This window comes from Flaviramulus basaltis (assembly GCF_900114265.1).
GTDB classification, from domain to species: Bacteria; Bacteroidota; Bacteroidia; order Flavobacteriales; family Flavobacteriaceae; genus Flaviramulus; species Flaviramulus basaltis.
This window is the reverse complement of sequence record NZ_FPKV01000005.1, coordinates 19,522-40,505: the sequence shown is the minus strand read 5'-3', so window position 1 is coordinate 40,505 and position 20,984 is coordinate 19,522. Positions and strand designations below refer to the sequence as shown.

The window sequence follows — 20,984 nt, the reverse complement described above, 5'->3', positions numbered from 1 at the left end:
ATTTAGAAACAATGCTTTTGCAATAGATGAAACGAATTAAGCAAATTCTACAAATCTTTCAGCCTAAAACGTAACAGTTTAAAGCCCTTTAATCCTGAAATTTGTAGTTTACAAATAAGAATAGGATTATGGAAACAATCAACATATTTGAAACCAAAGAAAAGAACCATAAACAGGGAATAAAAGAATCGTTCCCAGTTACAGGTATGACCTGCGCATCTTGCGCAGCAAGCGTTGAATCCGTTTTAAAACACACAGATGGCGTATTTGATGCAAGCGTAAACTTTGCCAATAGTTCAGTTCTTGTCGAATACGACAAAGCGTTGAGTCCTAATCAACTTCAAAATGCACTTCGTGAGGTAGGTTATGATATTATCATAGATGCAGAAAATCCTTCGGAAGTACAACAAGAACTTCAACAAAAGCACTATCAGGATATAAAATACCGTACCATCTGGTCGGCAATACTTACGCTTCCAATTTTTGTATTAGGAATGTTTTTTATGCAATGGGAACCAGGTAAGTGGATTTCTTTGGTGTTGACTTTTCCAATTCTTTTTTGGTTCGGGCGTAGCTTTTTCATCAATGCTTTCAAGCAGGCCAAACACGGTAAAGCAAATATGGATACCTTGGTAGCTTTGAGCACAGGAATCGCTTTTATCTTTAGTGTATTCAATACCTTTTTTCCTAAATTTTGGTTGAGTCGTGGTATCGAGCCTCACGTGTATTATGAGGCAGCTACCGTGATTATCACATTTATTTCCTTGGGGAAACTTTTGGAAGAAAAGGCAAAATCAAATACCTCTTCGGCCATTAAAAAACTGATGGGATTACAACCCAAAACGCTAAAAATTATTGAGAATGGGGAAGAAAAAGAAATTCCCATTTCTTCTGTACAAGTTGGTCAGACCATATTGGTTCGTCCTGGAGAAAAGATTCCTGTGGATGGCCTAGTTTCCAAGGGAAGCTCTTATGTAGATGAAAGTATGATTACGGGAGAACCTGTTCCAGTTGAAAAATTAAAGAATGAAAAAGTATTTGCAGGCACGGTAAACCAAAAAGGAAGTTTTCAATTTACTGCCGAAAAAGTAGGTGGAGAAACCTTGTTGTCACAAATCATTAAAATGGTTCAAGAAGCCCAAGGGAGTAAGGCACCTGTCCAAAAACTGGTCGATAAGATTGCAGGTATTTTTGTTCCAGTTGTTCTGGGGATATCTATCATTACATTCATAGTTTGGATGTCTATTGGTGGCGATAATGGTTTTTCACAAGCCTTATTAACCTCGGTAGCAGTATTGGTTATAGCCTGTCCTTGTGCATTAGGATTGGCAACACCTACCGCCATAATGGTGGGAATTGGTAAAGGCGCAGAAAACAATATTCTTATAAAAGATGCCGAAAGTTTGGAACTCGGATATAAAGTGAATGCGGTCATTCTTGATAAAACAGGCACAATTACGGAAGGAAAACCTTTGGTAACGGATATACTTTGGAAGGATGAACTTGAAAATCAAAACGAATACAAGGAAATTCTTTTGGCAATCGAAGCACATTCAGAACACCCTTTGGCAGAGGCGGTAGTCCACCACTTAAAAGATGAGAATATTGAAAAAGCTGAAATTGCTTCTTTTGAAAGTATTACAGGGATGGGTGTAAAAGCTCAAACAGAAAAAGGTTCACAATACTATGTTGGAAACCATAAACTAATGCTTGAGAAAAATATCCAAATCGACGCTTCCTTAATGCAAACAGCAGAAAGTCTCGAAGAGCAAGCGAAAACAGTCATTTTCCTTGGCAATGAAAAGCAAGTGCTGGCGATACTCGCCATTGCAGACAAGATTAAGGAAACTTCAAAAAAGGCTATAGTTACGCTTCAAGAAAGGGGCATCGAGGTCTATATGCTCACTGGAGACAACTATAAAACGGCTTCTGCCGTGGCAAATCAGGTAGGAATATCCAATTATAAAGGCGAAGTAATGCCTTCGGACAAAGCGGCTTTTGTCGAAAAATTACAGGCGGACGGAAAGATAGTCGCAATGGTTGGCGATGGTATTAATGATTCCCAGGCTTTGGCGCAAGCCAATGTGAGTATTGCAATGGGAAAAGGTTCAGATATAGCGATGGACGTAGCAAAAATGACCTTGATAACATCAGATTTACAATCCATTCCAAAAGCATTGGAACTGTCAAAAAGAACCGTGTTGGGCATACGTCAGAACCTGTTTTGGGCATTCATTTATAATCTCATTGGTATTCCTATTGCAGCAGGCGTTTTGTATCCCATAAATGGATTTTTATTGGACCCAATGATTGCAGGAATGGCAATGGCTTTCAGTAGCGTATCTGTAGTCTTAAATAGCTTAAGACTTAAACGAGTAAAACTTTAATATTAATTATAAATTCAAATAAGATGAAAACTTTAAAATTTAAAACAAATATCAATTGTGGTGGTTGTGTATCAAAAGTAACCCCTATTTTAAACAAGCAAGAAGGTGTTGAAAGCTGGGAAGTGGATACCGCCAACCCAGATAAAATTCTAACAGTAGAAAGCGATGGTGCTACCGAAGAAGATGTAAAGGCTACATTGCAAAAAGTAGGGTTCAAGGCTGAACCTGTAGATTAATACTTTTGTTATAATATGGTCTATACGTTAATTTTTGTGGTGATTCTTTTGTTTGCTATTCATTTTTACAGAAAAGCAAAAAGACAAACCGTAAAGCCATTTCCAGAGCATTGGCAAAAATTATTAATGGAGAATGTTCTTTATTATAAAAATCTTTCTAAAGGCAGGCAACTTGTTTTTCAACAAAAAATGATGCAGTTTTTAAGTGAGGTGTATATTGATGGTGTGCAGTTTGAATTAGAAGAATTAGACAAAATTTTAATTGCAGCAAGTGCGGTAATTCCTGTTTTTGGCTTTAAAGAATGGCATTACACCAATTTAAGCGGCATCCTTTTATATCCAGATTATTTTAATGAGGATATGCAATTTAGCAGCAAGGATAACTCAAGAAACATTGGCGGCATAGTTGGAAACGGACGTTTTGAGAAGCAAATGATTTTATCTAAAAAAGCATTGTATCACGGTTTCAATAACACAACCGATAAAAGTAATACTGGCATACACGAATTTGTTCATCTTATTGATAAAATAGATGACCAGACAGACGGTGTGCCAGAACGGTTATTAGAACATCAATATGCGATGCCTTGGTTGAATTTAATCCATAAGGAAATGGAAGCGATAAATGATAATCATTCGGATATCCGAAAATATGGAGGCACAAACCAGGCTGAATTTTTTGCTGTAGCTTCAGAATATTTTTTTGAGCGACCTGATTTGCTCAAAAAGAAACATCCAGAACTTTATAAAATGTTGGTAAAATGCTTCAATCAAAAATCAGCAAATGCTATTTAAGTATATGGAATCTTAAAATGGATAAAATTTGAATAGACTGCTGGGAAACGATATTTTATAAATTAATACTGTATTTTTAATATGTATATTGATAAATTAGCAATCCATATTTTGATTTAGATATGTTGTGTTGGCTTGTGGAAGCGTGGAGGATGAAATGAAATAATGAAAAGTCCTAAAATTAATATTTTTTTTAAGTTATTAGAATTAAAGAATTCAATTTTCTAATTCATATGTGGTAATAAATTCAATTATGTTTTGAATTATTTTATTATTTTCTCATCCTCTATAAAAATTACTTGAATTTAATTAGAAGCCTATTATTTAGCGTATCTCTTTTCATTATGATTGGTCACGATGTGGTACCTCATATTGATGAATTACATTCTACTTATGTTACTAACACGAATTATGTAGTTCAATTAGAGCATAGCCATTTTTTGATCTAGGTCATATATTTGAACATTTCCAGCATTCTTCTAATGAAAGGACTTCAAAATATGTAATTGGAGCTGTTAAAACTCTGAATTTAAAGACAAAAATTCTCCAAAATTCTGATTTAATAGTTAATATTGATAATCAATTTATTTGGCATACAAATTTTGAAAAGCAGCGTTTTTGGGATTATCCTAAAATTTTATATTTTACAACTTTATCCCACCATACCCTTCGGGGTCCTCCTTCTAGCTAATTCCTTAAAGTGATATATTATTCAAGTATTTATTGAGCTTGATGCTACTTGTATCATAATCTAGTTATACAATAATCTTTTGTCATAACTATTCCGATTATTCATAATTAGTATTAAAAATACTACTCATTAACTAAAATAATATTACCTAAAGTAATGTCACAAAACCGTAGAGATAAAAGAAAGCTAGAGAAAAATAGAAAAAAATCTGAAATAGAAATTGCAAAAAAATATAAAGCATTGAAAATTTTCTTTATTGTTTCAATTGTTATTTTCGTACTTCTATTATTCATTTTAGCCTTGTACAGTAATATGTATATTGCTGATCATATTCATTGAAAAATTTTGGTGTTTAGAATAAAACAACTAATTTCGCAACTAATTTTTGAATTTAATATTCTTTGAAGCTATTTAGAAATATACTGTTCTTTACAGCAGCCTTCATTATGATAGGTCACGATGTGGTACCCCATATTGATGAAATACATTCTAATGATATTTCTAACAGTATAAGTTTTGAAATTCAGGTAGAACATAGCCATTCAGATTTAAGTCATATTTTTGAACACTTTCAACATTTCACTAATGACAGGAATTTGACCTACTTAACAGGGGTTGAAAAAGTGATAAAAACAACAACTAAAACAATTGCTAATAATTTTTTATATTCTGAATTAGAAAAACAGGAACTATGGCACACCAATCGAGAAAAACAACGTTTTCGAGATTATTTGGTTAAGCCTTATTCCGTTAATTTTTACTCCTATTCCCTTCGTGGGCCTCCTCTTTGTTAATTTTCTTTCTAGCTTAATAAAATTAGCATAATACAATATTTGTATTTGCCATTTTATTGTGCCTAGGTAATGTCAGCTTCAATGCCATTGCCTCTACCATATTTGTATTAAAAATTAATCATCGGCTTTGTTGTTCAAATCTGATGTTCACTCCTATGGTATTTTCATTTTTATTATTTACGACTTAAAAATATTTTAAACATAATGTTAGACAAAATCATTGCATTTTCGATAAACAATAAACTTGTTATCGGATTATTTACGCTGGCTCTAATTGGATGGGGCACATATTCGCTAACACAGCTACCCATTGATGCAGTTCCAGACATCACAGACAATCAAGTTATGGTTATTACCATATCACCCACTTTAGCGGCACAAGAAGTAGAACAATTAGTTACGTTTCCAGTAGAACAAACAATGGTTAGTATTCCTGGTATTAAGGATATGCGTTCCTTTTCTCGATTCGGGCTTTCTATAGTAACTATTGTTTTTGAGGAAAGTGTCGATTTATATTGGGCAAGGCAACAAGTTCAAGAGCGATTAACGCAGGCTGCCAAAGATATTCCTGAAGGCATCGGAAAACCTGAAATGGGACCCGTAACTACCGGCTTGGGTGAAATTTATCAATATGTAATTCATACCGAAAAAGGATATGAAGATAAATATGATGCCACCGAATTAAGAACTATACAGGATTGGATTATCAAAAGACAACTTTTAGGAACACCTGGTGTTGCAGAAGTGAGTGGTTTTGGTGGTTTGGTTAAACAATATGAAATTGCCATAGACCCAGATAAACTTCAAAGTATGAAGGTTTCTATTGAAGATATTTTTACCGCGCTGGAAAAAAACAATCAAAACACGGGTGGCGCTTATATAGATAAAGGTCCTAATGCTTATTTTATTCGAAGCGAAGGACTTGTGAACAATTTACAAGAATTGGAGAAAATAGCTGTTAAAGTAAATAACGGAACACCAGTACTTGTAAGGGATGTTGCCAAAGTACAATTTGGTCACGGTGTGCGCTATGGAGCGGCTACGCGAAATGGAGAGGGCGAAGTTGTTACAGGAATTGTAATGATGCTAAAGGGAGCAAACTCTTCCGCAGTTATCAATGATGTAAAAGCTAAAATTGAACAGATTAAAGAAACTTTACCCGAAGGCGTAACCATTGAGCCTTATTTGGATAGGAAAGGTTTGGTGGACCGTGCAATAGGAACGGTAACCACAAATCTTACGGAAGGTGCTTTAATAGTAATTTTTGTATTAATCCTCTTTCTTGGGAATTTAAGAGGTGGTTTGATAGTGGCTTCGGTCATTCCACTCTCAATGCTTTTTGCAATCGCGATGATGAACCTCTTTGGGGTTTCCGGAAACCTAATGAGTTTGGGTGCAATCGATTTTGGTCTTATCGTGGATGGGGCGGTAATTGTTGTTGAATCTGTAATGTTTGGGATTCATACCAGTAAAAAGAAATATGCAGGCGTTGAAAAGCTGTCATCTAAACAAATGGATGCCGAGGTAAGGCACTCGGCTGGAAAAATGATGAATTCCGCTGCCTTTGGACAAATCATTATATTAATTGTTTACGTTCCTATTTTGGCCTTGAGCGGGGTTGCAGGAAAAATGTTTCATCCAATGGCTCAAACGGTAATGTTTGCTATTCTTGGAGCATTGATTTTATCGCTTACCTATGTTCCAATGATGTCTGCCCTTGCACTGGGTCGCAAGACGGAACATAAACGGAATTTTTCCGATAAAATGATGGACTTCTTTCAGCGTATGTACCAACCTATTTTAGAAGCTGCCCTGCACGCTAAACTGTTGGTACTTGGATTGGCAGTAGGATTATTTATTATAACGCTGATAGTTTTTGCAAATATGGGTGGTGAGTTTATTCCGCAATTGGACGAAGGAGATTTTGCGGTTGAAACCCGAGTGCCTGTTGGAAGTTCCATCGACCAGATGATTGATGTTTCTCAAAAGGCGCAGTCCATATTATTAAATGAATATCCAGATGAAGTAAAGCAAGTTGTAAACAAGATTGGTTCAGGGGAAATTCCCACAGACCCGATGCCTATTGAAGCAGGAGATATGATGGTTATTTTAAGCCCAAAATCCGAATGGACAAAAGCTGGCGGAAGAGAAGAACTGGCAGCAGAAATGAAAGAATCCCTGTCAATAATCCCAAATGCTACTTTTAGTTTTCAACAACCGATACAAATGCGTTTCAACGAACTTTTAACAGGTGCTAAACAGGATGTTGTCATCAAAATTTATGGAGAAGACCTCAATCTTCTTTCAGATTTGGCTGGTAATGTTGGGAGCAAAATAAAATCGGTAGAAGGTGTTGAAGATTTGTATGTTGAAGAAGTGACCGGATTACCACAGATTAATATTCAAATGAACCGAGATAAGATTTCTCAATACGGAATGAACATCGAGGATGTAAACAATGCTATCGAAACTGCGTTTGCGGGTACTTCGGCAGGACTTGTTTATGAAGGGGAACGTAGATTTGACCTTGTTGTGCGGTTGGACAAGAACTATCGAACCGATATTACCGATGTACAAAATTTGTATGTGAGTACACCACAGGGAAATCAAATTCCATTAAGTCAGGTGGCGAACATTTCATTTGAACCAGGTCCTGTGCAAATTCAGCGTGACAATGCAAAGCGTCGAATTATTGTTGGCTTCAATGTACGTGACAGGGATGTACAAAGTATTATTGAGGACATTAAGCAAATTATGAATTCGAAGGTCGATATGCCAGCAGGTTACTATGTAACTTATGGCGGTCAATTTCAGAACTTGCAAGAAGCTAATCAACGTTTAATGATTGCTTTACCTGTCGCTTTGTTGCTGATTTTGGTGCTGCTTTATTTCACTTTTGGTTCAATGAAACAAAGTTTGCTCATTTTTACGGCAATCCCTTTATCAGCCATTGGTGGTGTTTTTGCACTAATCATAAGAGACTTACCTTTCAGTATTTCAGCTGGAATTGGATTTATTGCCCTATTTGGTGTGGCCGTTCTAAATGGAATCGTACTGGTGGCAGAATTCAACAGGCTTGATAAAGAAGGTGTAAGCGATATTTATGAACGCGTCATTAAAGGAACTCGTGTGAGATTGAGACCTGTGTTAATGACAGCTACCGTAGCTGCTTTAGGTTTTTTACCTATGGCATTGTCAAATTCATCAGGTGCAGAGGTACAGCGCCCATTGGCAACTGTAGTTATTGGTGGATTGATTACTGCGACCGCATTAACGCTAATCGTTCTTCCAGTCTTGTATATTTATTTTACTGATAGAAAGGCTAAATTCAATTTTAGAAGTAAGAAAATTGTTATTACTTTAATCGTGATTGGTGGCCTATTCTTTCCAGCAATGCAACTTCAAGCACAAGAAACAAGTATGGTACAAGAACGTGAAATTACATTGCAGCAGGCTATTGAAATGGCACTTCAGAACAATAACCGTATAAAAATAGCTCAATATGAAATCGAGGTTGAAGAAAAGGGAAAATACGGTGCTATAACTATTCCCAGAACAGAATTTTCATATTCAAGTGGCGAATTTAATACGCCTACAGTTAAGGATAATCTGTATGGAATTACACAGCGAATCAATTTTCCTACTGTGTATACCAGTCAATTCAAACTCGCAAAAGCAAGAGTTAATAGCAGTGAACAACTAAAGGTTATAGAAGAAAATGACCTGATTGCGGATGTAAAAGCTGCCTATTTCAGAGTTGTGTTTTTAATTCAGAACAAACAATTATTGCAGCGTCAAGATAGTCTATATGGCAATCTCAACCGTTCAAGTTCGATGCGTTATGAATCTGGCGAATCCACAAAATTGGAAAGTGTAACCTCGGCAACGCAAGCGATGCAAATAAAAAACAAGCTTCAACAAAACGAAGCCGATATGAGAATCGCTAAAAAGCGGCTTCAGGTAGTTTTGAACACAAACGATGACATTCGCATTACAGATAGTGAACTGGTTCGTCGTGAGATAGATTTAGATATTGAAAACCAGTCTGTGGAGCAAAGTCCGTTTTACGTTTATTTAAAACAACAGTTGGAATTAAGGAAAAGGGAGACCAATGTAGAAAGGAATAAAGTGTTACCCGATATTATGTTCGGTTATAATAGCCAAACATTTATTGGGGCTCAAAATAGCGGTATAGCAAACCAAAATTTTAGTGACAATGACCAATTTTCATTCTTTCAGTTAGGTATTTCAATTCCTCTTTTTCCTGGTGGACATCGTGCCAAAATTCAAACTGCCAAAATCGAAGAGTACATCGTCCAATCTCAAATTGAGTTAAATAAGACGCAATTACAAGGGGAACTACAAAATTTATTGCAAGAATATTACAAACTTCAAGGTACTTTAGATTACTATCAAAATGAAGCTCTGCCACAAGCGGAACTTATCATTGATAATTCAGAAAAGAGCTTTAAAAGCGGGGATGTTTCCTATACGCAATACTTGCAAAACCTCACTTTGGCGAACAGTATTCAAACAGAGTATCTAAACACACTATATCAATATAACCAGTCCATCATAGTAATCGAAGCCTTATTGGGCTTGTAAAAAACTTGTGATATCACATTAAAACATAAAAAAGATGAAAATTAAATTCAATACAAAAATTTCGCTGCTCATTTTATCCACCCTATTTATGGTGGCTTGTGGCAATAAGGATTCCGAAAAAATGGAATCTTCCGAAGAATCTTCGATGAAAGAAGAACAACCAGTTTCAACTGGAAGCAAACAAATCACTTTTACCAAAGACCAATACAATCTTGCCGGAATTGAAACCGGTGCGATTGAAATGCGGAATTTAAGTAATATCATAAAACTAAATGGAACCATAGATGTTGAGCCTGAAAGTATGGCTTCTGTATCTGCACCTTTAGGAGGTTATTTAAAAACGGCTGGCAGATTGCCCGGTGAAGCAATTAAAAAAGGGCAAATCTTGGCAACCATTGAAAACCCTGAATTTATCCAAATCCAACAGGGCTATTTGGAAAGTTTAAGCAGACTTCAATTTCTTGAAGAAGAATTTAATCGCCAGAAAAAGTTGAGAGAGGAGGACATCAATTCAGCAAAAACATTTCAACAGGTTTCTTCTGATTATAAAATAACACAAGGAAGAGTGAAGGCATACGAACAGCAGCTTGCGCTTGCGGGAATAAGTAGAAGTTCTGTCCAAAATGGCAATATAACACGAACCGCAAATCTTTATGCGCCAATTTCAGGTTTTATAAAAGCGAGCAATGTAAATATTGGGGATTATGTATCACCACAGGATGTTCTATTTGAAATTGTCGATTTAAACGATATTCATTTGGCATTGAATGCCTTTGAAAAAGATTTGGGAAAGTTGGAGATTGGTCAAACCGTTAAATTTTCACTTTCTGATGACAATACCTTCAATCGTACTGCCGAGGTTTTCTTAATTGGAAAAGCGACTGGTAGTGACCGTATGACGCCAGTTTATAGCCATTTAAACAAAGAAGACAAAAAAGGATTATTACCAGGAATGTACGTAAAGGCTTGGGTAGAAAGCGGCACAAATAAGCAAAATGCAATCCCTTCAGAAGCTTTAGTTCAATATGAAGGAAAAGATTTTGTAGTTCTTCAAACCGAAGAAACGGAAAATGGCTATACATTCAAGTTAGAACAGGTTAAAAAAGGAATTGAGCAGGAAGGATATACAGCCATAACTTTTGCTGAAACTGCTACTGTTCAAAATTTTAAACCTGTTGTTAAAAACGCTTATTCCATCTTGTCTGCATTAAGAAATTCTGAAGAAGAAGAATAATTTAAAAATCGATAACAATAAAAATTAAACATTATGAAAAAAGTACTTTTTATCGCAACCATTAGCTTAACCCTATTAGCATCTTGCAGAGAATCCAATAAAAATAAGGACGTAGAAAATCAAAATACTGAAACAATTTTAAGCCCAGAAGAAATGAGCCAAAGGGAAGATAGCTTGGAAATAGTAAGAGAAGAAAATAGAAGATTGGATAGCATACAACAAGTTAAATCCCACGGGCACGCCCATTAATAATCATAGTTCCATTGCACTTCGATGTGCAATGGGACTTAAACAATTTTATTATGAAAATCAAAAATATATACGCCTTTCTCATTCTGTTTCTATGCGGAGCATTTGGTTCAATGGCGTATGCTCACGGAGTAGATGAAGACACACAAACATTTTTATTAGGAAACAGCGGCGTGGCATTCGGCCCCTTTCTTTATATAGGAGCGAAGCATATGATTACGGGTTATGACCATCTGCTATTTTTGGTCGGCGTTATTTTCTTCCTGTATAAACCGAAAGAAGTGCTTTTATATGTTAGCTTTTTTACCATTGGCCATAGTACCACGTTACTATTAGGTGTTTTAGCCGATATAAATATTAATGCATATTTAATAGATGCTATCATTGCGCTATCCATTGTTTATAAAGGATTCGACAATTTGGGTGGCTTTAAACGTTTCTTTGGCAAACAACCTAACACGAAAGCAGCAGTTTTGATATTCGGTCTGTTTCACGGTTTTGGTCTTGCCAGTAAACTGCAAGAATTTAAATTTGATAAAGACGGCCTTTTTACTAATCTAATTGGTTTCAATATAGGTGTAGAAATAGGACAATTTATTGCTTTGGCAGTTGTGTTAATCCTTATTACAATTTGGAGAAGACAACCCAGTTTTATGAAATTTTCAACAATTACAAATACAGCACTTATGGCAGCAGGGTTTTTATTGCTCGGCTTCCAATTAACAGGCTATTTTACATCTTAAAAAAAAATTATTATGTCAGAAATGAAACATCCAATCTTGGAAAAAAGTAAAATTATAAAGGCAACCGTCATAGCATTAGTTGTTGGAGCACTTCTTTTGGTTGTAGCAGTATTACCTGCGGAATATGGTATAGACCCAACAGGAGCAGGTAAAGTTTTAGGGTTTAGCAAACTCTATGTGCCTGAAAGCAATCAAACTGATGATTTGGGAATGATGGTCTCAACATCAAATCTTCCATTAATAAAACTCGAAAAAGCTGGGTCGGGACCCGATGTCGCTCGACCCGTTGAGGCAGATTTTCCAGCACCCGAAGAGCAATTAGCTGCACGCGAGGATGAAACTACAGTGATAGTTCCGGCAGGAAAAGGCATTGAATTTAAAATAAATATGCTCAAATACGGAACAATGAAATATGAATGGACAACAACCAATAACGAAGTTCTATACTTTGATTTTCACGGCGAGGTAAAACAAAAAGAGGAGGTTAAAGAAGTTTATTTTGAAAGTTATACGATTTCAAATTCCCATAATATGGTTGGCACTTTTTTAGCCCCTTATGAAGGCAAACACGGTTGGTTTTTCAGAAATACGAGTAATGAAGATGTAACAGTAAACTTGAGGCTCAAAGGTCAGTATACATTATAACCTAAAGTCCTGCAATGGAAGGTCAATTTCTACGCCCAATTGAAATACCCTTCCATTCAGCAGGCACAAATTAAACTTTTGAACTCAATTAATATTTAGAGAATTAATGAAACTGTCAAAACTATTAGAGCCATTCCAAGCTTTAAGTAATCGTTTATTCGCAAAACTTTATTTGGCACAGACCATCAGTTTATTGGGCGATGCCTTTACGTGGGTCGGATTGGCTCTTTTGGCATATCAGTTTGGCGAAGAAAGGGCTGCGGTCATATTGGCAACAGCTCTTACTTTACGAGTTACTGCATTCATTATATTTTCGCCTTTTGCAAGCGTCTTGGCAGATAGGATAAGTCGAAAGAAAATATTGTACACTACACATTTTATAAGAATGGTTATAGTAGGCTGTTTGCCCTTTGTAACCGAAGAATGGCAAATTTATGTTCTCATTTTTCTGATGAATGTATTCAATGCGTTTTTCAGTCCGACGTATCGGTCTATTATTCCACAGGTTGTAGATAAATCCATTTACCGTCAAGCCATAGGTTTATCAGCAGCCACGTATCAATTGTTAGGTGTTTTAGGACCAGGAATGGCAGGAATTTTAGCGATTTGGTTAGGTGCAAGGGAAATATTCTTTGTCGATGCCGCTACGTTTGTTATCGCAGGTATATTATTATTGAGCCTTCCAAAAAGTAAGTTGGATGTAGTTCCAGACGAAATCGAGAGTAAAATAAAGCCAACCACTTGGCAAGATGTTTTAAAGGGTATTAGACTACTATTTTCCAATCAATACGTGCGCTTCGCATTATTCATTGAATTTGTTTCTGCGGTTGCTGGCGCACTTATCTTGGTCAATACCATCGTATTGGTCAAAGGTGGATTGGAACTTACAGATAAGGACTATGGAATCATAATGGCAGCTTTCGCTATTGGCGCAATGGTAGCAGCCTTCGTTTCTGGAGCAATTGATAAATCCAAATCAAGACGTATCTCTCTCATTATTGGAGCTCTGATTTTAGGGGTTGCCATAAGTTTTGCCAATTACCTCGATTTTTCAATGTTATTCATTGTATGGATTGTTGCAGGACTTGGTCAAAGTCTCGCAGAGATTCCATCCGAAACACTTATCGGAGAAACAGTAACCATCGAAGAACAAGGTAAAGTCTACGGTTCTCATTTTGCATTTTCCCATCTATGGTGGGCGTTTGCATATCCACTTGCAGGATTTTTAGGAACTACATTTCCCAATCAAAGTTTTTTATATGGGGGTATAATTACATTAGCAATATTAGTGCTGGTGGTTATTTTTTTAAGACCTAAAAACATTCATCGTAAACAATAAAATTATGGCAGATTCTAAAAATAACAAGACCATCATTTATAGATGTGATGGCGTAAATTGCCGAAAGAAAAAAGGAAAGCTTTTAGATTTTTATATAAAGAAATATAAACTGAAAGATAAACTTGAAGTGGAGGATATGGACTGTAATAATAAATGCGAAATGGCTCCTGTGATTCACCTTCATCCAGAGGATATTTGGTTCTCGGAAAAAGATTTAGGAACGATAGTTAAAAGGCATATTTTGAATAAATAGTCATTTAAGTTTTTGAGATAAACCCAATGAAAACCCTAAATACGTTATCAATATTTTTAAGAAATGAAGGAAGTCTACATTATCGGGGTAACTTCCTTTTGTTATTTTCCTTAAATTCTACAAAAGTATAATTAGGGAATTGAGGATTTTAAGGAAATGCGAATTGTATTTCTTTAAAATCCTTTAAATCCTCAATATTTTTAACATTCATTTTTCAGGATACAGTTTCCCGCATAAATAGTAAAATGTTAAGAACTACTTTTAAAATAATGTTTGTCTTTAGTTAGATGTTGTTTTCTTTTACTATTTTAGAAACGTAATTCTCCCTAACTATTAACACCTTAAGCATTTGCTTTTATGAGGTCATAAGAGTCATGCTTTGTTGTAACTAAAAGAAATTAAATGCCATTATTCCAAACATCCGTTTTAAAAACATATATCACACAGCAAGACAGTCATGTAGTAGAGCGTGCCTATAAAAAATTCACCAAGTATTTTCACAACCTTACCATTCAAGAAAATATTAAAAACTCTAAAGAAGAGCAATACCAAGCCAAGTTTTTAGACGAGTTGTTTGTAAATGTATTGGATTATACGCTTAATCCAAAGCCTGACTTCAACATTACTACAGAGTTTAAAAACCAAAAGGGAGCAGGAAAAGCAGATGGCGCTATTTTAAGCAAAGGAAACGCTATTGGTGTCATAGAATTAAAAGGGACAAACACCAAAGATTTAGAAAGCATCCGAAAACAAGCATTCGACTATAAAGCCAATCAAAAAGGTTGCGTTTATGTCATAACATCCAACTTCGAGAAGTTGAGGTTTTACATCAATGATGCCACCGAGTTTTTAGAGTTCAATCTGTTTCAATTAGCACCAGAAGAATTTGCCTTATTATATCTATGTTTACAAAAAGACAACATTGTAAACAATCTTCCATTAACTATTAAAGAAGCCTCTTTGGTAGAGGAAGATAAAATTACCAAACAGTTTTATAATGATTACTCGGTATTTAAACGAGAACTCTTTAGAGACTTGGTAAAACGCAACGCCAAACGCATTAAAATGGATGCTGTCATTGCGAGCGAAGCGCAGCAATCTCTTGAAGATAACAACGCTAATGAGAACAAAGCACTCGAAAAAAACGTAAAATTATCCCTATTCAAAAAATCTCAAAAATTAATAGACCGTTTTCTATTTATTTTCTTTGCCGAAGATAGAGACCTATTACCACCAAACTCAACCATACAGATTTTAGACAAGTGGAAAGCCGACATCGATTTTGGTGACGAACGTCCATTGTATAACCTCTTTAAGCAATACTTTCATTTTTTAGACGAAGGTAGAAAAGGCACAACCTCAAGAGCCGAAATTTATGCCTACAATGGTGGTCTCTTTAAACCGGACGCTATTATAGATAGTTTGGAGATTGACGATGCATTACTGTACAAACACGCCTACAAACTTGCTAAATACGATTTTAGCAGTCAGGTAGATGTCAACATTTTAGGGCATATTTTTGAAAACTCACTTAACGAAATTGAAAGCGTAAATGCCGAAATTGAAGGTGGTGAGTTCGACAAACAAAAAAGCAAACGTAAAAAAGATGGTGTATTCTACACGCCAAAATATATTACCAAATACATAGTAGAAAATACCGTTGGTAAACTATGCCAAGAGAAAAAACAAGCATTAGATTTTAAAGAAGAAGCCTATTTTGAGCTTAAAAGAGGCACACACCAAAACACTAAAAAACAACTGTTAGAGGTGTTAGATACCTATAGAGATTGGCTACTGCAAATAACCATTTGCGACCCAGCTTGTGGTTCTGGAGCATTCTTAAACCAAGCGTTAGACTTTTTAATAAAAGAACACCGCTACATCGATGAATTAAAAGCTAAAGTTTTAGGTGGTGGCTTCATTTTAAGCGACATAGAAACTACCATTCTGGAAAACAATATTTATGGGGTTGACCTAAACGAAGAATCTGTAGAAATTGCCAAACTATCCTTATGGTTACGTACAGCACAACCACGACGTAAACTCAACGATTTAAGTAACAACATAAAATGTGGCAACTCTTTAATTGATAGCAAAACCGTAGCAGGAGATAAAGCCTTTAATTGGCAAACCGAGTTCTCGCAAATATTTCTAAATGGTGGCTTTGATGTTGTGATTGGAAATCCGCCTTGGGGTGCTAAAGTTCCGAAACAACAAAAGGATTATATAATAAGTAATTATGTATGTAAAAAAGGTGAAATAGAAACTTATGTTCACTTTACAGATTTAGCACTTAATAAGTTAATAAAGAAAAATGGGTTTCTTGGATTTATCACACCAAACACTTGGTATTATTTAGACAAATACTATTTAATAAGAAAAGATATCCTAAAGAAAGAGATTCTAACATTAATTGAGTTAGAGAAAAGAATATTCATTGATGCACCGGATATTGTTCCAGCTATTTTTATTATAAGAAATTTACTTATAAATCAAAATAAATCAATAAACACTTACAAGTTAAAAACTAATAACATTCCAAATTACTTAATTGAAAACAATAAATTTATTATTAATTCAATCATACCAAAGGATTGGGAAAGATTTCAGAGCCTATCGTTTAATTTACAATTAACACCTAATCTTACAAATTTATTATTGAAAATTCAAAAGGATACAGTTTCATTAAATAAAATTTTCAATGTGAGGTATGGTATTAAAACAGGTAATAACAAGAAATATGTAAAGAAAGAAGAAGATTTAAATGATTCTCAAAATGATTGGAAATTTTGTATTCCTTCCGCAAGTTGTGTGAAAAAATATATGATTAATTATGATGGAGATAAACTTGATTTTGGAGAACATCTTTCTGGTTATTCTAAAAACAGTTTTGAAAGGAGAAAAATTTTAATTCAATATATAAGAAAGTTAAGTATGCCTACAAGATTAGTATGCGCTTTGGACAATAATGGAAAATTTTATCCTCTTAATAATTTTTCTTTCGTAGAATCAATAAATCAGAGTTTTAAACTTGAGTACTTATTGGCTATTTTGAACTCAAAATTAATGAACGTTTACTTTAAAAATGTTCATATTGATTATAATATAAAACCAAAATATATTGAGAAATTGCCGATTAAAAATGCTTCAATTGATTTGCAAGATTCAATAACTAATCAAACAAATATTCTGATTGAGTATAAGAATGATTTTAATATAATTATTAATAGATTTTCGACTTATATTTTATCAAAATTCCCTCTATTAATATTAACCCGAAAACTCGAAAACTGGCACGAGTTAGACTTTTCAGACTTTATAAAAGAACTCAACAAAGCCATAAAAAAAGCAAGTGGTAAGCCACTTACCAAAAAAGACGAGTTTGAATGGTTAGAGCTATTTGAAGAAAACAAGAAGAAAGCCCAAGACCTACAAACCCGAATAAATCAAACCGAAAAAACAATAGATACAATGGTTTACGACCTCTATGGCCTTACCCAAGAAGAACGTGTAATAGTAGAGAATAGTTAAGATATGGCAGATTTTATTACTAAAGAACAATTAAAATCTACTCTTGGTAAAGATGATTATGGTTTAAAAGGAAGTATGGCTGTGCTGTTAGCAATGTCCTCAAAACTTGCTAAAAAAAGAAATGAATTTGAGTCAAGTGTATTTATTAGCCATAGTCATAAAAATTCTGATTTAGTAGGATATTTGGTTGGTATACTTAATAAGCTAAAAATACAAGTTTACGTAGATTGGATGGATGATGAATTATCATATCCGCCTTCTGGCAAAACTGCTATTAAAATTAAAGAAATGATAAAAGGTAATAAAAAGTTTATCCTGTTAGCAACAAATGAAGGTATAGAATCAAAATGGTGTAATTGGGAATTGGGAATCGGCGATGTTCATAAATACATTAGTAACATAGTTCTTTTGCCTGTTGCGGATAACACAGGTAATTGGAATGGAAATGAATATTTACAAATCTATCCTTATGTAGACAAAAAATATAAAAGTTTAGAATGGGATGACGAATTCAATGTTATTTTTCCAGACGGTAAAAAAATAGGGTTAATAGAATGGTTAAAAAATTAATATGGGTTTAATAACAAAAGACCTTTTAAGTCGAGTAACGAGTTACAGGAAAGTTAATTTTAGTAAAGGTTTGGGTGCACCCCAGATTTTAAATGAATCATTCAGTATTGAAAAAGAGTACGATATATTTTTATCACATAGTTATTTGGATAAAGAAGAGATAGCAAGTCTAAAAATTTACTTGGAAGATTTTCGTTTTACTGTTTATGTTGATTGGATTGATGATTACCAACTCAATCGCAATTCAGTAACTAAAGAAACAGCAGAAAGAATAAGGTACAGAATGCAAAATTGTAAGTCATTAGTATATGCATTTTCGAGAAATAGTAGTTTGTCAAAATGGATGCCTTGGGAGTTAGGGTATTTTGATGGCATTAAAGGAAGAGTTGCTGTATTACCTATTTCAGATTATGAGTCTGATAATTTCAATGGAACAGAGTATTTGGGAATTTATCCGTACATAACACAAAATAAAATTGCTAACACGGATAATATTAAACTATGGATTAGAGAAAGTGTGAATAAGTATATTATAATGGATAGTTGGCTAAAAGGATATGAACCTTCAGAAAGAAATTAAAATATGAAAGAAACAAGAATTAAGCATTTGGAATTGATTCATAATGTTATTGATAGATTATCTCATAAATCTTTTTTGGTTAAAAGTTGGAGCATTACAGCAATAACGGCATTAATGGCATTTGGTATTGATAAAGGAGATTACAAAATATTTATTATAGGTTTCCCAGTTTCTTTGATATTCTGGTATTTGGACTCTCATTATTTGTGGCTTGAAAAAATTTTTAGAAAACTATACGATGCTGTCATAAATAAGGAAGTTAAATCAATGTCTATGGATATTTCGGCTCTTAAGAGTAAGACAAATCCATTGGGAATAGCTTTTAGACCAACAATATGGCCGATTTATTTATCAGAAATAATTTTACTTATTTTATGTGTAATTTATTTTAAAAACTAATAAAAGTAATTCTTATGGAATCATTATCTCGCTATAAAAAAATAATCAAATGGGTTTTTTGGTTAACGATGGCTTTAATTGTATTTCTTACTTTTCAAGCTATTTATGAAACAGATAATTGGAAGTTGTTTGATGTAGATTTCAACAAGAGAGACCACATAATATCAGCTTATGGCTCATTAATTGGTGGGATATTAGCTTTCCTCTCAATTCTTTTTGTGCTTTATCAAGTTTATGAACAGAGAGAACATTTAATTATAGAAAGGCAGGACGCTACTAATGATAAACTTCAAGATTTAAAGGACCGTCTATTATTATTAACTAATTATTTAAAAACATTAGAAAAGGATATAATACGTCACGGTGAACGAATGGAAGTATTTTTCAAAGCTGAAAAAGAAAATCCATCAACAATGAATACAATGTATTTTAATACTAACAAAAATTTTGAAAGAGTCATTGAAATGGATATTCTGTCCAACTTTAAAGCCTTTCAAGCTTTTTTTAGTGAAGATGAAGAAGATTGGCAAAAACAATTTGTTAACCTTTATGAAATATCAGATTTTTATAATGAAGCATTTAAAGATTTAAAGAAGAAGTACACATTCCATATCGAAGATAAAGTATCTAAACAAAAGCAAATTGCTTCTGATATGATGGAATTATTAAATGCTAATTCTAGATTAGTAGATGATTATAGAATAAAATTTGGTGCAGCAGATTATTTGACAAAACCTTGGTCAAATTTAATTAACGAATACACCCCAACCCATTACGCGTATTTACAAGAAATTCAAGATGCTGGAGATGTACCGGATTTTAGGTATATATCAGATAACCTGTTATTACCCTTTATTCAAGCTGCAATGGATATAAGAAGGGATGAAGGATATGATGACTTAGGTAGTCGAAATATTATAGAATTTGCCTCGACAATTAGAAAAAAAACTTGGGATGTTGAAGTTTACAGCCTTCAGTATGCTGGTGATATAGAAAAACAGTTTAATAATTATTTCAGTCCTGATAATGAAAGTATAAATGAGCTTAAAACAATCAAAGCAAAAATTGATGCTAAACTTTAAATAAAAATATTCCTCTATGTAAACCCAAAACACCTCATTACTTATGCAAGAACACTTAAAAACCAACATACTTATCTTTAAATGGCACTAATAGTGCACCAGTATTAGGTATTGCAATGGGTGGTTTAGCAACCATGTGGGAAGCGGTATTTGCAGATGTAGGAGTAGCGTTATTAGCCATTTTGAATGCAGTTAGATTACATAAAATGAGTTGGAACTAAAATACCAATTATGAATAAAAAAGAACATTGGGAAAACGTTTTTAAAACAAAATCCTTAAAAGAAGTGAGTTGGTATGAACCTATTCCTGAAGCATCGCTATCCTTTTTTAAAGAATCTAACATTTCTAAATCCGCAAAGATTATTGATATTGGAGGAGGTGATAGCTTTTTGGTAGACCATTTATTAAAATTGGGATATACAGATATTACAGTATTAGATATTTCTGAAGCCGCATTAGATAGAGCACAGCTACGTTTAAAAGATAATGCTGATTGTATAAAATGGATAGTAGCTGATGCCGCTAATTTTTTACCACCTGAAAATTATGACTTTTGGCATGATAGGGCTGCTTTTCATTTTTTAACAGATAAAGAAAGTATAAGTAATTATGTTGAGACTGTTCAAAAGCATCTTAATAAGAATGGTAATTTAGTCATTGGCACTTTTTCTGAAAATGGTCCAAAAAAGTGTAGTGGTTTAGATATCAAACAATATTCAGAAACAACTATGACCAATCAATTTAAAGCGTCTTTTGACAAAATAAAATGTATTAGAATTGACCATAAAACGCCCTTTGATACAAATCAAAACTTCTTGTTTTGTTGGTTTAAAAGAAAATAGCCTTATTT

General features: G+C 34.1%; 18 protein-coding genes. 17 read left to right on the top strand and 1 reads right to left on the bottom strand.

The annotated features are described in order from the left end of the window. Positions 1–128: 128 nt before the first annotated feature. The 16 genes from BT151_RS16660 to BT151_RS16575 all read left to right on the top strand — a co-directional run bounded on the left by BT151_RS16660 (position 129) and on the right by BT151_RS16575 (position 20,133). Entirely contained in the window at positions 129–2,387 is a 2,259-nt protein-coding gene (locus BT151_RS16660) for a heavy metal translocating P-type ATPase (RefSeq protein WP_072403503.1), read from the top strand. A 23-nt stretch (positions 2,388–2,410) separates the two neighbouring features. Next, complete coding sequence (locus BT151_RS16655; protein ID WP_072403502.1) at positions 2,411–2,623, top strand: heavy-metal-associated domain-containing protein; 213 nt, start codon at positions 2,411–2,413, stop codon at positions 2,621–2,623. 15 nt (positions 2,624–2,638) lie between these two features. Beyond that, complete coding sequence (locus BT151_RS16650; RefSeq protein WP_072403501.1) at positions 2,639–3,418, top strand: M90 family metallopeptidase; 780 nt, start codon at positions 2,639–2,641, stop codon at positions 3,416–3,418. Between the two features lie 1,092 nt (positions 3,419–4,510). Next, positions 4,511–4,903 carry a hypothetical protein gene (locus tag BT151_RS16635; protein WP_245794904.1) on the top strand — a complete coding sequence of 131 codons (393 nt, stop codon included), beginning with the start codon at positions 4,511–4,513 and terminating at the stop codon, positions 4,901–4,903. A gap of 204 nt (positions 4,904–5,107) precedes the next feature. Next, positions 5,108–9,508, top strand: coding sequence for a CusA/CzcA family heavy metal efflux RND transporter (locus tag BT151_RS16630; RefSeq protein ID WP_072403498.1), 4,401 nt, complete (start codon positions 5,108–5,110; stop codon positions 9,506–9,508). A 121-nt stretch (positions 9,509–9,629) separates the two neighbouring features. After that, positions 9,630–10,742: an efflux RND transporter periplasmic adaptor subunit gene (locus tag BT151_RS16625; protein ID WP_245794903.1), complete on the top strand. Its 1,113-nt coding sequence runs from the start codon at positions 9,630–9,632 to the stop codon at positions 10,740–10,742. Between the two features lie 33 nt (positions 10,743–10,775). After that, entirely contained in the window at positions 10,776–10,991 is a 216-nt protein-coding gene (locus tag BT151_RS16620; RefSeq protein ID WP_072403496.1) for a hypothetical protein, read from the top strand. 53 nt (positions 10,992–11,044) lie between these two features. Next, the gene (locus tag BT151_RS16615) at positions 11,045–11,734 is read left to right on the top strand and encodes a HupE/UreJ family protein (RefSeq protein WP_072403495.1); all 690 of its coding nucleotides are present in this window, start codon (positions 11,045–11,047) and stop codon (positions 11,732–11,734) included. A 21-nt stretch (positions 11,735–11,755) separates the two neighbouring features. Beyond that, positions 11,756–12,379: a hypothetical protein gene (locus tag BT151_RS16610; RefSeq protein ID WP_245794902.1), complete on the top strand. Its 624-nt coding sequence runs from the start codon at positions 11,756–11,758 to the stop codon at positions 12,377–12,379. A 106-nt stretch (positions 12,380–12,485) separates the two neighbouring features. Continuing rightward, a complete protein-coding gene (locus tag BT151_RS16605) occupies positions 12,486–13,718 on the top strand; it encodes an MFS transporter (RefSeq protein WP_072403493.1) in 1,233 nt (410 codons plus the stop codon). Between the two features lie 4 nt (positions 13,719–13,722). After that, entirely contained in the window at positions 13,723–13,971 is a 249-nt protein-coding gene (locus BT151_RS16600) for a (2Fe-2S) ferredoxin domain-containing protein (protein WP_072403492.1), read from the top strand. 402 nt (positions 13,972–14,373) lie between these two features. Then, a complete protein-coding gene (locus BT151_RS16595; RefSeq protein WP_072403491.1) occupies positions 14,374–17,502 on the top strand; it encodes an Eco57I restriction-modification methylase domain-containing protein in 3,129 nt (1,042 codons plus the stop codon). 3 nt (positions 17,503–17,505) lie between these two features. Next, positions 17,506–18,072 (top strand): toll/interleukin-1 receptor domain-containing protein, encoded by a 567-nt coding sequence (locus tag BT151_RS16590; protein ID WP_072403490.1) that lies wholly within the window; start codon positions 17,506–17,508, stop codon positions 18,070–18,072. A 1-nt stretch (position 18,073) separates the two neighbouring features. Continuing rightward, positions 18,074–18,652: a TIR domain-containing protein gene (locus BT151_RS16585; RefSeq protein ID WP_216231144.1), complete on the top strand. Its 579-nt coding sequence runs from the start codon at positions 18,074–18,076 to the stop codon at positions 18,650–18,652. Positions 18,653–18,655: 3 nt separating this feature from the next. Then, entirely contained in the window at positions 18,656–19,051 is a 396-nt protein-coding gene (locus BT151_RS16580; protein WP_072403489.1) for a hypothetical protein, read from the top strand. A gap of 14 nt (positions 19,052–19,065) precedes the next feature. Beyond that, positions 19,066–20,133, top strand: a complete 1,068-nt coding sequence (locus BT151_RS16575) for a hypothetical protein (RefSeq protein ID WP_072403488.1) — start codon at positions 19,066–19,068, stop codon at positions 20,131–20,133. Between the two features lie 55 nt (positions 20,134–20,188). Here BT151_RS16575 and BT151_RS18915 read toward each other — a convergent pair whose 3' ends face one another. Then, a complete protein-coding gene (locus BT151_RS18915; RefSeq protein WP_262494253.1) occupies positions 20,189–20,314 on the bottom strand; it encodes a hypothetical protein in 126 nt (41 codons plus the stop codon). A gap of 50 nt (positions 20,315–20,364) precedes the next feature. Here BT151_RS18915 and BT151_RS16570 point away from each other — a divergent pair, with 50 nt between their 5' ends. Further along, complete coding sequence (locus BT151_RS16570; protein WP_072403487.1) at positions 20,365–20,976, top strand: class I SAM-dependent methyltransferase; 612 nt, start codon at positions 20,365–20,367, stop codon at positions 20,974–20,976. The last annotated feature ends 8 nt before the right edge of the window (positions 20,977–20,984 follow it).